This window comes from Stenotrophomonas africana, from assembly GCF_013004645.1.
Lineage (GTDB): Bacteria > Pseudomonadota > Gammaproteobacteria > Xanthomonadales > Xanthomonadaceae > Stenotrophomonas > Stenotrophomonas africana.
In genome coordinates this window covers 13,075-25,779 of the sequence record NZ_JABEME010000016.1, presented here as the reverse complement: position 1 = coordinate 25,779, position 12,705 = coordinate 13,075, and the positions used below count along the sequence as shown (strand labels likewise).

General features: G+C 67.1%; 11 protein-coding genes. 5 read left to right on the top strand and 6 right to left on the bottom strand.

Annotated elements, in window-relative coordinates; all coding sequences use genetic code 11:
* Nucleotides 1-23 precede the first annotated feature (23 nt).
* Complete coding sequence (locus tag HLA98_RS19195) at nt 24-1,172, bottom strand: efflux RND transporter periplasmic adaptor subunit (RefSeq protein WP_057501500.1); 1,149 nt, start codon at nt 1,170-1,172, stop codon at nt 24-26.
* A 129-nt stretch (nt 1,173-1,301) separates the two neighbouring features.
* Here HLA98_RS19195 and HLA98_RS19190 point away from each other — a divergent pair, with 129 nt between their 5' ends.
* Nucleotides 1,302-2,018: a response regulator gene (locus tag HLA98_RS19190; RefSeq protein WP_020424480.1), complete on the top strand. Its 717-nt coding sequence runs from the start codon at nt 1,302-1,304 to the stop codon at nt 2,016-2,018.
* Complete coding sequence (locus HLA98_RS19185) at nt 2,018-3,094, top strand: ATP-binding protein (protein ID WP_049447141.1); 1,077 nt, start codon at nt 2,018-2,020, stop codon at nt 3,092-3,094. Before HLA98_RS19190 ends, HLA98_RS19185 begins: the two co-directional genes overlap by 1 nt.
* On the opposite strand, the gene HLA98_RS19180 is transcribed toward HLA98_RS19185, so the two are convergent.
* The 3 genes from HLA98_RS19180 to HLA98_RS19170 all read right to left on the bottom strand — a co-directional run bounded on the left by HLA98_RS19180 (nt 3,072) and on the right by HLA98_RS19170 (nt 6,728).
* Entirely contained in the window at nt 3,072-4,907 is a 1,836-nt protein-coding gene (locus tag HLA98_RS19180; protein WP_425480868.1) for a DUF7844 domain-containing protein, read from the bottom strand. The genes HLA98_RS19185 and HLA98_RS19180 overlap by 23 nt on opposite strands.
* Before the next feature lie 70 nt (nt 4,908-4,977).
* Nucleotides 4,978-5,277 (bottom strand): DUF2388 domain-containing protein, encoded by a 300-nt coding sequence (locus HLA98_RS19175; protein WP_049447145.1) that lies wholly within the window; start codon nt 5,275-5,277, stop codon nt 4,978-4,980.
* 62 nt (nt 5,278-5,339) lie between these two features.
* On the bottom strand, nt 5,340-6,728 hold the full coding sequence (locus HLA98_RS19170) for a D-2-hydroxyglutarate dehydrogenase (protein WP_057501502.1): 1,389 nt from the start codon (nt 6,726-6,728) through the stop codon (nt 5,340-5,342).
* 171 nt (nt 6,729-6,899) lie between these two features.
* Here HLA98_RS19170 and serA point away from each other — a divergent pair, with 171 nt between their 5' ends.
* The gene (gene serA, locus HLA98_RS19165; protein ID WP_057501503.1) at nt 6,900-8,141 is read left to right on the top strand and encodes a phosphoglycerate dehydrogenase; all 1,242 of its coding nucleotides are present in this window, start codon (nt 6,900-6,902) and stop codon (nt 8,139-8,141) included.
* A 64-nt stretch (nt 8,142-8,205) separates the two neighbouring features.
* On the opposite strand, the gene HLA98_RS19160 is transcribed toward serA, so the two are convergent.
* Complete coding sequence (locus HLA98_RS19160) at nt 8,206-8,820, bottom strand: NUDIX hydrolase (RefSeq protein WP_080392927.1); 615 nt, start codon at nt 8,818-8,820, stop codon at nt 8,206-8,208.
* Nucleotides 8,821-8,953: 133 nt separating this feature from the next.
* Between HLA98_RS19160 and HLA98_RS19155 the strand changes: the two genes are divergently transcribed.
* Both HLA98_RS19155 and HLA98_RS19150 read left to right on the top strand, forming a co-directional pair.
* Nucleotides 8,954-10,429: an amino acid permease gene (locus HLA98_RS19155; protein WP_049447152.1), complete on the top strand. Its 1,476-nt coding sequence runs from the start codon at nt 8,954-8,956 to the stop codon at nt 10,427-10,429.
* 82 nt (nt 10,430-10,511) lie between these two features.
* Nucleotides 10,512-11,939 (top strand): amino acid permease, encoded by a 1,428-nt coding sequence (locus HLA98_RS19150; RefSeq protein WP_057501505.1) that lies wholly within the window; start codon nt 10,512-10,514, stop codon nt 11,937-11,939.
* A gap of 267 nt (nt 11,940-12,206) precedes the next feature.
* Here the strand turns inward: HLA98_RS19150 and HLA98_RS19145 are convergent, their stop codons facing one another.
* Nucleotides 12,207-12,566 (bottom strand): hypothetical protein, encoded by a 360-nt coding sequence (locus HLA98_RS19145; protein WP_057499689.1) that lies wholly within the window; start codon nt 12,564-12,566, stop codon nt 12,207-12,209.
* Nucleotides 12,567-12,705 lie beyond the last annotated feature (139 nt).

Below are 12,705 nucleotides of genomic sequence, written 5' to 3'. Positions count from 1 at the left end.
GGAGGGACCGGCCCGGGAAAGGCTCAGCCCTTGCTGCCGGCCTGCACTGCACCGGCGCTGGCGACCGGCATCTGCCAGTCGCGCGCATCGACCACCACGCCTTCCTGCAGGCGTTCCTGGCCCTCGACCACCACCTTCTCGCCCGCCTTCAGGCCCGTACGCACCAGCCACTGGCGATCAACGCTGCCATCGACCTCCAGCGTGCGGATCACCGCCTTGCCATCGCCACCGATCACCCAGGCATAGGCCTGGCCGCCGGCGCTGCGCAGCACGGCCTGCTGCGGCACGGTCAGTGCACTGGCCGGCGCGCCACGCGGCACCTTCGCGCGCACGTACATGCCGGGCAGCAGCTGGCGCTGCGGGTTGTCGACCAGGATGCGCAGGATCACATCACCGGTACGCGCATCGACGTTGATGCCGGAGAACAGCATCTGGCCTCGCTCGGACAACGGCTTGCCGCCCGCACCGATGATCGTCACCGGCAGCTCGCCGCCGCCGGCAGCCCTGCGCTGCAGCGACTCCAGCTGCGCGGCCGGCTGCCGCACATCGACGTAGACCTGGTCGATCTGCTGCACCACCGCCATCGGCTCGGCATCGGCCACGCCGACCAGTGCGCCTTCGGTCACCAGCGCCTGGTCGATGCGGCCGGCAATCGGTGCACTGACCGTGGCATAGCGCAGGTCGAGCTGTCGGCGGGCCAGGATCGCGCGCGCCTCGTTCACTGCCGCACGGGCCTGTTCGTACTCGGCGCTGGCATCGTCGCGATGCTGCTGGCTGACGGCCTGTGCGGCGGCCAGTGCATGCAGGCGCTGCGACTGCACGCGGCTGCGACCCAAGGCTGCCTCACTGCGCTGCAGCGCGGCCAATGCCGAATCAACATCGGCACGGAAGGCCGCCGGATCGATCTGGAACAGGGCCTGACCGGCACTCACTTCCGCACCCTGGTCAAACAGGCGGCGCTGCACGATGCCGCCCACCTGGGCACGGATCTGTGCGGTGCGCACGGCGGCCACGCGGCCGGGCAGTTCGTCATCGCGCTGCACCACCTGCGGGCCGACGGTGATCACGCTGACGCGTGGCGTGGCTTCGGGGGTGGCCTCGGGGGCGGAGCAGGCCGTCATGGCCAAGGCGAGGGCCGCGATCAGCGCGGCCGGAGTCCTGAAGGTTCTCATTGCTGTGCACAATGCCGCGCAAGCGGCTGATAGGTTCTGAAGCGTGGAGTGTGCGTGGCGATGATGGGGTTTCGATGGAGGAACTGTGGAGATACGATGGAGGCAAGCACCTTAAGGCCCCGCCCCTGCATGCATGCCGCCCCTGCCCTCGCCGCCCTCGTCCTGATCGTCGAGGATGAGGCCGAGATCGCCGATATTCTCACCGCCTATCTGGAACGCGAAGGACTGCGTACGCTGCGCGCCGCCGACGGCCACAGCGCTCTGGACCTGCACCGCAGCGCCCGCCCCGACCTGGTCCTGCTGGATGTGCAGCTGCCCCGCCTGGATGGCTGGAGCGTGCTGACCCAGCTGCGCCAGCGCGGTGAAACACCGGTGATCATGCTGACCGCACTGGACCAGGACCTGGACAAACTGACCGCGCTGCGCATGGGCGCCGATGACTACGTGGTCAAGCCGTTCAATCCAGCGGAGGTGGCAGCACGCGTGCGCGCCGTGCTGCGGCGTACGTTGCGCGCATCACGCGTGGACGCACCGACCGCGCTGCGGGCGGGCCCGCTGCTGATCGACTCGGCTACCCATGCCGTGCATGTGGAGGGCGAAGGCTACAGCCACGAAGTGCTGCTCACGCTCACCGAGTTCAAGCTGCTGCACTGCATGGCGCTGGCGCCGACGCGCATCTTCAGCCGCAGCGAACTGATGCACGAATGCCTGCCGGAAAGCGAAGCGCTGGAACGCACCGTCGACAGCCACGTCAGCAAGCTGCGCCGCAAGCTGGACGAAGTAGGCATGGTCAATGTTCCGGCCAGCGTGCGCGGCGTCGGCTACCGGCTGATGGCCGACCGCTGATGGCCCGCCTGCGCCGCTCCGGGCTCAGCCGCCACATCATCGTCTCGATGTCGCTGATGGTGATCGGCGTCATCGTGATGATGATCCTGTCGTCGTGGCTGCTGTACGCGGTGTTGGTCGAGTTCTTCCCCGGCAGTGCCGAAGAGCCGGAAAGCTGGCTGCCGACCGGGCCGGAGCTGGCGTGGATGGTCGGGGTGATCCTGACCGGCCTGGCCTTGGCCATCGCCGCCTCGTTCCGCCTTGCCCATCGCATCCTGTCGCCCTTGAATTCACTGGTGGACAGCGTGCGCGCACTCGCCGGCGGCGACCTCGGTGCGCGCGCCAGCGTCGAGGAAAACTCACCGGGCGAAGTGGCAACCCTGGTCGAGGATTTCAATGCGATGGCGCGGCGCCTGCAGCACATGGAGAGCGAGCGCGCGATGTGGCATGCGGCCATCGCCCATGAACTGCGTACTCCAGTGACCATCCTGCGCGGGCGCCTGCAGGGGCTGGCCGAGGGCGTGTTCCAGCCGGACGAATCCCAGTTCCGCAGCCTGCTGGCGCAGGTCGAGGGCCTGTCGCGCCTGATCGAGGATCTGCGCGTGCTGAGCCTGTCCGACAACGCGCGGTTGGATGTACGCCGGGCACGCACCGATGTAGTTGCCGAGGTGCATTCGGTGATGACGCTGGTCGACCCGCAGTTCCGCGCCGCCGGCTTCGTGCTGGAACTGGAGACCAGCCGCGAGGAACACAACGCGCACTGCGACCCGACCCGCCTGCGCCAGGCCCTGCTGGCGCTGCTGGAGAACGCGCGGCGCTATGCCAGCCCCGGCAAGGTGCGGATCGCCGTGCACGACACACCCGGCCACGTACAGGTGTCGATCGAGGACGAAGGTCCGGGCATCGACCCGGAACTGCACGCGGATATCTTCACCCCGTTCATGCGCGCCGATGGTTCGCGCTCGCGCCAGGGCGGTGGCAGCGGGCTCGGCCTGGCGGTGGTCAAGGCCATCGCCGATGCGCACGGCGGTCGCGTCTACTGCATCCCCGGCAGCACCGGCGGCAGCCGCTTCGTCATCGAACTGCCGCGCCAGTAGCCGGACTGGCTGCCTGCGTGCGCAGGTGTGCACCCAGTGCGGCCAGATTGGCATCGATCGCATCCATTTCGTTGCGCTGCTTCACCGGCAGCTGCTGCCGCAGCTGTACGCGCAGCGCCTGCCACGCCGGGACCGCCCGCGCACTGGCCGTGGCCACGGTTTCAGACAACAGCGACCGCTCGTCGGCCAGCGGCAGCCCATAGCCCCCCTCCTGCAGCAGCGTCCCCGGGCGCAGCCACTGCCCGCTCTGCTCCAGCAACTCCCGCAGGCTGCGCGTTTCAGCGCTGTCCGGTGCGCCCAGCAGCTGACGCTTGAGCACATCGCGCGCACGCAGATCGGCGCGCCGCTGCGCGGCCTGTTCCAGCAGCAACAGGCCGGCGCTGGCGCGCAGGTCGCCCTTCAGCAGCCACGGCGCCCGTTGCTGTGCAGGCAGCTTCAACCAGCCGCGCACATCGCGTGTGGGCAATGCCAGCTGGGCTGCGGCCACGCCGAACAACTGCTGGTAGTGGTCGCGTGCCGAAGCGAAGTAGTAACCCTGCGTCTGTGCTGAATCGCGATCAGCCAGCACCTGCTCATCCAGTACCTGCAGCCGCGACAGGCGCCGCTTCAACCCACGCGGACTCAGCTGTGCCAATCCAGCCTGACCCAGGCGCGGCACCCCCGCCTGCAGCAGCTTTGCGGTTTCCACCGCGCAGTTGTTGCTGACGAAGTAATAGCGCCCGTCATAGCTCCAGTGCACTTGTGCAGTGCGCTCGAGCAGACTGGCGATCTCGTCGCGTTGCAGCCGCAACGGCAGTGACTGCAACCCGCGCAGTTCTACCTTGGTGTATTCGTCCACCACCTGCTGCAGCGGAAGCACGAACAGGCGCGACGGGTAGCCGCCGGTCAGGCCGCGCCAGTTGGAAATCTGTACGTCGCCGACGAACGCGCGGAACGACAGCACGCGGTGATACTCAAGGTCCAGGCGACAGTCCGGCCCTGGTGCGCGGCCCGGCCGGCAGATCACCAGCCGCAGCATGCTGTGCCCCCAGCGACTCATCGGCTGCGCACTGCCTTCGGCGAACAGGTAGTCCACGGCGTAGACGCGCGCCGGGTCGAGTTGCAGCAGCGATGCTGCGCCTTCTTCCGATTCGGCCTGGAGCAAGGGCAGCGTCGTAGTGCATTGCGGCTGTGGCAGCGACGGCGGTGCTCCGAAATGGGCCTGGTACCACTGCGCCAGTGCCGGGCGCCGGCAGGCAAACTCGGCATCGAGCACGAAATGCTCGGCGTTCACCGCCAGGTACTCGGCCGGGTCCTTCAGCTCATAGGCATCCGGGCTGCGGTCATGGAAGTCATTGCCGCCGCGACCGAGATGCCAGGGCTTGCGCTGCCATCCGGCCAGGTCGCGCCAGCGCGCACTGCGCGACCAATTCGCCCCCGTACGGTCGGCAACATGGGTCAGTTCGTGCACCAGCGCACTGCGGCGTGCCCGGCGTGCACCGGGCACGTCATCATCCAGAAGATCGCGGCGCAACGTGATGCGACCGGCGAAGGCGCGGCCATGCACATCAGCCGGCAGGTCATCACTCCAGTGCACCTGAACCTGTGCCGGCAACGCGCGCCGCAGGCGCTCAGGAAGCAGTGACTGCACGTCGGCCAGGGTCTGGCTGGCGAGCTGCTGCTGCGCCGGATCGAGACCGGAGGGATCGAGCTGCAGGCGATCAGCCGCATGGGCGGAAGGGATGAGCAGCCACGCCAATGCGGCGATCCACCCGCACCGCCCGCTGCGCCTCTGTGGAGCCGAGCCATGCTCGGCTGCTGTTGGGATCCGCATGCGCCGGGCATCCAGCCGAGCATGGCTCGGCTCTGCAGAAAGCGATGACGCCGAGGTCATGCAGCCCGGATCAACGTGCGAGCAGCGCGCGAGCCAGTTCCAGATCGCTCTGCTGCTGTGCGGCAGCGCTTTGCTCACGCAGGTGGACCAGCGCGGCCTGCAGGCGGGCGCCACGGATCTGGCCGTCGCTGGCAACGAACGCAGCGGCATCGTCGCGTGCAGCCAGCACCACCTTGTCATCACCCGAGCTGCTGCCCGAGGAACCGGAGGAAGCACCCGTGGCCGAACCGGCCGACGTGCCGGCGAAGCTGGAAGCGAAGCCGGCCAGCGGCAGGGACAGCAGGGCGAGCAGCAGAAGCGGACGGGTCATCGGTTCGAAGCCGGTTGTGAGGATCCGTGGAGCGTAACGGGTGCGTGAAGGTTTTGCCCGGCTCAAACGTCGAAGAGCTTGCCGGGATTCAGCCGCGCTTGGGGATCGAACGCGCGTTTGACCGCCTTCATCAGGGCAATCTCGGCCGGGCCACGGGTGCTGTCCAGGTAGCCCTTCTTGACCAGGCCGATGCCGTGCTCGGCCGAGATGCTGCCGTCGAAGCGCGCCAGCACCTGCGCCAGCAGCTTGGTCACCTGCTCGCACTGCGACACGAAATCGGCGTCGCTGGTGTCATCGGGCTTTAGCACGTTGATGTGCAGGTTGCCGTCGCCGATATGGCCGAACCAGACCACGTCGAAGTGCGGATAGGCCTGCCCGATCAGTGCCTGGGTCTCGGCCAGGAACGCCGGCATCGCCGAGATCCGCACCGAGACGTCATTCTTGTAGGGCTTGTAGCGCGCCAGCGATTCGGTGATGCCTTCGCGCAGGCGCCACAACTGGGCCGCCTGGGCATCGCTGGCACTGATCACGCCATCGCTGACCCAGCCGTTGCCCATGCAGTCTTCAAAGGCGGCCATCGCCGCCGCTTCCTGCGCTTCGTCGTTGGCGGCGAACTCGGTGACCACATAATACGGATGCACCTCGTCGAACGGCGCCTGCGCACCGTGCGCCAGCACATGTTCCAGCGCGCGGTCGGTGAAGAACTCGAAGGCCTGCAGCTGCAGGCGCGCGCGGAACGCAGCAAACACCTGCATCAGCACTTCGAAACTGGGCAGTGCCAGCAGCATCACGTTGCTGGCCGGCGGCGGATCGGTCAGCTTCACCGTGGCTTCGACGATCACGCCCAGCGTGCCCTCCGAGCCGATCAGCAGCTGGCGGAAGTCATAGCCGCTGGAATTCTTGATCAGGCCCTTGTTGAGCTCCAGCAGCTCGCCGCTGGCGGTGACCACCTTCAGCCCGGCGATCCATTCGCGGGTATTGCCGTAGCGGATCACACGGATGCCACCGGCATTGGTGGCGATGTTGCCGCCGATCGTGCACGACCCGCGCGCGGCGAAATCCACCGGGTAGATCAGGCCGTGGTCCAGCGCAGCGTTGTGCACGGCTTCCAGCGGCATGCCGGCCTGCACCACCAACGTGCGATCGACCGCATCGTAGGCCAGTGCCTTGTTCATCCGTTCCAGGCTGAGCACCAGCTCGCCGTTGGCAGCCACCGCGCCACCGGAAAGGCCGGTACGGCCGCCGGATGGCACTACGGCCACGCCCTCGCCGGCACTCCAGCGCATCACCGCCTGCACCTCCTCGACCGTGGCCGGCAGTGCGATCGCCAGCGGCGCCGGCGTCCAGCGCCGGGTCCAGTCGCGCCCGTAATGCTCCAGGTCGGCCGGGTCGGTCTTCAGCTTCAGGCCGGGACAGGCCTGCTGCAGCGAGGCAATGCGGGAATCGGTCATGACGGTCCAGCGCGGTGCGTGAAGAACGGGCAAGCGTGCCAGCGGCACGCGTCAGCGTCCAGCCCCCGCAGCCGTACAGATAGCTACGGATGCAACCAATTGCGCACTGCACCATGGCCGCTGCGATCTGGCATAGTGGTCAGCCCCTGTCCCCACTGGCCGTGTCGCCCCATGTCGCCGAAGAAGACCTCGTTCCCGAAGCAGGATATCCGCGTGCTGTTGCTGGAGGGGGTCAGCCAGACCGCCGTGGAGGTGTTCAGCGCCGCCGGCTACAGCCAGATCGAAGCGCACACCAAGGCACTGCCCGAGGACGAACTGAAGGCGCGCATCGCCGAGGCGCACATCGTCGGCATCCGTTCGCGCACCCAGCTCAGCGCCGAGGTGCTGGCCGAGGCCAAGCGCCTGATCGCGGTGGGCTGCTTCTGCATCGGCACCAACCAGGTCGATCTGGACGCGGCCGAGCTGGCCGGCATCCCGGTGTTCAACGCGCCCTATTCCAACACCCGCAGCGTGGCCGAGCTGGTCATCGCCGAAGCGATCATGCTGACCCGTGGCATTCCGCAGAAAAATGCCGAATGCCATCGCGGCGGCTGGTCGAAGTCGGCCAGCGGCAGCCATGAAGTGCGCGGCAAGACCCTGGGCATCATCGGTTACGGCCACATCGGCACCCAGGTCGGCGTGCTGGCCGAATCGCTGGGCATGCAGGTGATCTTCCACGACGTGGAAACCAAGCTGGCGCTGGGCAATGCCCGTGCAGCGGCCAGCCTGGACGACCTGCTGGCGCGGGCCGACATCGTCACCCTGCACGTGCCGGAGACCCCGTCCACGCAGTGGATGATCGGCAGCACCGAGCTGGCGAAGATGCGCAAGGGCGCGCACCTGATCAACGCCGCGCGCGGCACCGTGGTCGACATCGATGCACTGGACGCGGCCCTGGCCAGCGGCCACGTCGGTGGCGCCGCGCTGGACGTGTTCCCGGTCGAGCCGAAGGGCAACGGCGATATCTTCGAGTCGCCACTGACGCGCCACGACAACGTGATCCTGACCCCGCACGTGGGCGGCAGCACCCTGGAAGCGCAGGACAACATCGGCATCGAAGTGGCGGCCAAGCTGGTGCGCTACAGCGACAACGGCAGCACCCTGTCGGCAGTCAACTTCCCGGAAGTGACCCTGCCCGAACACGCAGACAGCCTGCGCCTGCTGCACATCCACCAGAACGTGCCGGGCGTGCTGTCCAAGGTCAACGAGATCTTCTCGCGCCACAACGTCAACATCGACGGCCAGTTCCTGCGCACCGACCCGAAGGTGGGCTACGTGGTGATCGACATCACCGCCAGCGAGGAACAGGCCGCCGCCGTGCGCGACGAGCTGGCCGCGATTGCGGGCACGCTGCGCACGCGCATTCTGTATTGACGCGGATCCCGCCGATCCCGCCATGCACTTGTAGAGCCGAGCATCGGCTCGGCTCTACAGGTTGCTAGCGCGCCAACCACCGGCGCGCCATGCGCTGCATCGATTCGTCCGATTCCGGATCGGCGGCGACCTCGGTCACCGGCCGCCAGGCCAGGTCAAGTGACTCCTCGCTGAGCACGAAGGCCTCGCCCCCCAGCGCCCGGATCACGAAACGCACGTCGTAGTGCCAGTGCCCCGGCACGTCCTTGCGCTCCGGAATCCAATGCTTGTCCAGATCGAAGATGGCCGGGTCTTCCAGCACCAGGCCGGTCAGGCCAGACTCTTCCTCGGCTTCCTTCAGCGCCACCCGGGCCAGGTCGCGGTCGCCGTCGGCGTGGCCGCCCAGCTGCAGCCAGCGCTGCAGCTTGCGGTGGTGGGTCAGCAGCAGGCGCTGGCCGTCGGCACTGACCAGCCAGCAGCTGGCGGTGAAGTGGCCAGCCAGCCGTTCACGACGGAACGGATCCTCCGGATCGTCAAGCAATGTGCCGAATTCGGCAGCCAGTGCGTCGTGGGCGGGCTCGCGGCGGGCGTAGTCCCGCAGCAGGCCGCGCAGGCGATCGTCAAGCACGGCAAGGGTTTCGGCGGCGTGGCTCATGAATGGGCGGCGTTTGGAAAAATACTGCTCATTATCGCCGTTCATTGTTGCGATTGCGCTTGTGCGTTGGCTTCAGCTTTGGCTAAGGTACAGCGGGCCGTTCGCGCGGCCTTCACCATTCCAGGGTTGCCGGCAACGTATCGGCGGCCCACCCAATCCGATCACTAGGAAGTACTGCATGCTGAAAGCTCTGTTGAGGGTCAAGCCGGTCCAGCCGGCCGGGCACGTCGATGCCGGCGAACCCATCGAAGGCAGCCTGGACGGCGAAGCCACGTTGAAACGGACCCTCACGGCTAAACACCTCATCCTGCTTGGCGTGGGTGCGGTGATCGGCGCTGGTATCTTCGTGCTGACCGGCCAGGCCGCAGCCAACCACGCGGGCCCGGCAGTGATGCTGTCGTTCGTCATCGCTGGTTTCGCCTGCGCCCTGGCGGGCCTGTGCTACGCCGAGTTCGCAGCGATGATGCCGGTCTCCGGCAGTGCCTACTCCTACTCCTACGCCACTCTCGGCGAAGGCATGGCCTGGTTCATCGGCTGGTGCCTGGTGCTGGAATACCTGTTCGCCTCGGCCTCGGTCGCGGTGGGCTGGTCTGCCTACCTGATCAGCTTCATCACCACCACGCTGCACATGCCGTTCCCGGATGCACTCAGCGCAGCTCCCATTGCCTGGACCGGCAGCGAGTTCATCGCCTCCGGCAAGCTGTTCAACCTGCCGGCGGTGCTGATCGTGGCGGCGGTGTCCGGCCTGCTGTACGTGGGCGTGACCCAGTCGGCCTTCGTCAACGCGATCATCGTGGCGATCAAGGTCACCGTGATCTGCCTGTTCATCGGCATCGGCGCGGCGCACATCGACCCGGCCAACTGGCAGCCGTTCATCCCGGAAAACACCGGCGTGCCGGGTGAATTCGGCTGGAGCGGCGTGTTCCGCGCGGCCACCATCGTGTTCTTCGCCTACATCGGCTTCGATGCGGTCTCCACCGCCGCCGGCGAAACCAAGGATCCGCAGCGCAACATGCCGATTGGCCTGCTCGGTTCGCTGGCGGTGTGCACCATCGTCTACATCATCGTCTGTGCGGTGTTGACCGGCATGATGCCGTACCACCTGCTGGGCACCGACAAGCCGGTGGCCACCGCGCTGGAGCCCTACCCGACCCTGTCCTGGCTGAAGACCCTGGTCGAGATCGGCGCCATCGCCGGCCTGTCCTCGGTGGTGCTGGTGATGATGATGGGCCAGACCCGCATCGCCTACACCATCTCCCGCGACGGCCTGCTGCCGAAGTTCTTCGGCAAGGTCCACGCCCGATTCCGCACCCCGTACGTCGCCACCATCGTGGTCGGCGTGATTGCCGCCGCGCTGGCCGGCCTGGTGCCGCTGAACGTGCTGGGCGAACTGGTCTCGATGGGCACCCTGCTGGCGTTCGCCACGGTCTGCATCGGCGTGCTGGTGCTGCGCTACTCCAAGCCGGAGATCCATCGCCCGTTCCGCGTACCAGCAGTGTGGATCATCTGCCCGCTGGGCGCGGCCACCTGCCTGTTCCTGTTCTGGCAGGCGTTCGTGGTCCACTGGCACCTGTTCGTGGGCTGGACGCTGCTCGGCCTGTTGATCTACCTGGGCTACGGCATCCGCAACAGCAAGCTGGCCAAGTCGCCCTGATCCGCCTACGGGCCGGCCTCGCGCCGGCCCGTCCGTTTTCCCCGCGCGCCGCCCGTGGCGCGCTTCGACAAGACCACCACACATGTTCAAGCAACTGTGGGCCACCAAGCACCCGCATGCCGCCCATGAAGACGCCAACGGCCTCAGCCTGCGCCGCCACCTCGGCCCCTGGGGCCTGACCGCCCTGGGTATCGGCGCGGTGATCGGCGGCGGCATCTTCGTCATCACCGGCCAGGCCGCCGCCAACCACGCCGGCCCGGCGATCATGCTGTCCTTCGTGCTGGCCGCCATCTGCTGCGCCTTCTGCGCGCTGGCCTACGCCGAATTTGCCTCGATGGTGCCGGTCTCCGGCAGCGCCTACACCTACACCTACGCCACCTTCGGCGAGCTCTCGGCCTGGTTCATCGGCTGGATGCTGGTGCTCGAATATGGCGTCTCCGCCTCGGCGGTGGCGGTCAGCTGGACCGGCTACTTCCTCAGCCTGCTCAGCCAGTTCGACATCCATCTACCGGCCGCGCTGGTCAGTGCCCCGCTCGACGCACAGCTGCGCCCGACCGGCGCGATCGCCAACCTGCCGGCCGCCGCCCTGGTGCTGCTGCTGACCTGGCTGTGCTACGTCGGCATCAGCAAGTCCTCGGCGATGAACATGGCGATGGTCGTGCTCAAGACCGGCCTGATCGTGCTGGTCATCGTGGTCGGCTGGAAGTACGTGGACACCAGCAACTGGACGCCCTTCATCCCGGCCAACGAAGGTCCCGGCAAGTACGGCATGGAAGGCGTACTGCGCGGCGCGGCGATGGTGTTCTTCGCCTACATCGGTTTCGAGGCGGTGTCGGTGGCGGCACAGGAGTCGAAGAACCCGCAGCGCGACATGCCGTTCGGCATGATGCTGTCGCTGGTGATCTGCACCGTGCTGTACATCGCGATGGCAGCGGTGATGACCGGCCTGGTACCGTTCCAGCTGCTGGGCACCGACGAGCCGGTGGTGACTGCCGTGGCCGCGCATCCGCAGCTGGGCTGGCTGCGCTGGGTGGTCGAGGTCGGCGCGCTGGTCGGCCTGTCCTCGGTGGTGCTGGTGATGATCATCGGCCAGCCGCGCATCTTCATGATCATGGGTCGCGACGGCCTGCTGCCGCCGGTGTTCACCAAGATTCATCCGAAGCACCGCACCCCGCACATCAACACCGTGATCACCGGCATCGGCATCGCCTTGCTGGCGGCGCTGTTCCCGCTGGACATCCTCGGCGAGCTGACCTCGATGGGCACGCTGATCGCATTCGCGGCGGTGTGCGCCGGCGTGCTGATCCTGCGCCGCACCCAGCCCGACCTGCCGCGGCCGTTCCGGATGCCGATGGCGTGGCTGATCTGCAGCCTGGGCGTGCTGAGCTGCCTGGCGCTGTTGTCGGCGATGACGATGCACAACTGGATGCTGATGGGTGTATGGACGTTCGTCGGCTTCGTGATCTATTTCTGCTACGGGTTCCGGCACAGCCGCCTGCGCGCGAAATAAAGGGATTGCAGGGCCTGCGGCCCTGCACCCGCCTTTGAAGCCGGAGCAACGGCAACGGCAACAGCGGGTCTGAGGGTTTGGCGGGAAGGGGCGAGATTGCGGGGGGCGCTGCAAGTACATCCCTGTAAGCTCGGTCGCCGCATCCATGCGGCTCACGCCCCCGCAACCTCACCCCTCCCCACCTCCGACACTCTCCCGGCGCATCCGGTGGATCCACGCCATGCGTGGATGATGGTCATTTCCAGCGACCAGGGCGCCCGACGATGATCATCTGCGGCCAAACCAGATGGTCTTCTGTATCCAGCCGGCGCCGCCCATGCAGCCCATGAAGTGCTCGTGATTCTCCTTGGCGTTGACGTCCACGGTGTGGCGCTCGATCTTTGGCATCAGCATCTTCTTGTATTTGCCATCCAAGTCGCATGTCTCGCCTTCCTTGCAGACGGTCAGCACCTCGATCTCCTCGGTGCGCTCGACAACCTCAATCTTCTCCGGCCACTTCTCGTTGGCCTCTGCCCTGCAGCGCCACCGCGACTCTTCCAGCGGATCAGCATGATCACTGAAGCGGGCCCATTCGGTCGCACAACCGCCGCTCAACAGCGCAAGCCCCGCAGCCACGGCCAGTCGCATACACGTAGCCATCTCCATCATCCTTCTCGATTTCCGGTCGCTGCACGCGCTCGTACTTTCCGTCCACGTCGTACGTGTTCTTGTCCTGCCCCCTGCTCGTCTCCAGCCTCAACGCCTGAACGGCTCGCAGAGCCAGGTC

Bases quoted from the DNA above. Each gene is read 5' to 3' on its own strand.
- HLA98_RS19195 (WP_057501500.1), bottom strand. From the start codon at position 1,172: ATGAGAACCTTCAGGACTCCGGCCGCGCTGATCGCGGCCCTCGCCTTG.
- HLA98_RS19190 (WP_020424480.1), top strand. From the start codon at position 1,302: ATGCATGCCGCCCCTGCCCTCGCCGCCCTCGTCCTGATCGTCGAGGAT.
- HLA98_RS19185 (WP_049447141.1), top strand. From the start codon at position 2,018: ATGGCCCGCCTGCGCCGCTCCGGGCTCAGCCGCCACATCATCGTCTCG.
- HLA98_RS19180 (WP_425480868.1), bottom strand. From the start codon at position 4,907: ATGCGGATCCCAACAGCAGCCGAGCATGGCTCGGCTCCACAGAGGCGC.
- HLA98_RS19175 (WP_049447145.1), bottom strand. From the start codon at position 5,277: ATGACCCGTCCGCTTCTGCTGCTCGCCCTGCTGTCCCTGCCGCTGGCC.
- HLA98_RS19170 (WP_057501502.1), bottom strand. From the start codon at position 6,728: ATGACCGATTCCCGCATTGCCTCGCTGCAGCAGGCCTGTCCCGGCCTG.
- serA (WP_057501503.1), top strand. From the start codon at position 6,900: ATGTCGCCGAAGAAGACCTCGTTCCCGAAGCAGGATATCCGCGTGCTG.
- HLA98_RS19160 (WP_080392927.1), bottom strand. From the start codon at position 8,820: ATGAACGGCGATAATGAGCAGTATTTTTCCAAACGCCGCCCATTCATG.
- HLA98_RS19155 (WP_049447152.1), top strand. From the start codon at position 8,954: ATGCTGAAAGCTCTGTTGAGGGTCAAGCCGGTCCAGCCGGCCGGGCAC.
- HLA98_RS19150 (WP_057501505.1), top strand. From the start codon at position 10,512: ATGTTCAAGCAACTGTGGGCCACCAAGCACCCGCATGCCGCCCATGAA.
- HLA98_RS19145 (WP_057499689.1), bottom strand. From the start codon at position 12,566: ATGCGACTGGCCGTGGCTGCGGGGCTTGCGCTGTTGAGCGGCGGTTGT.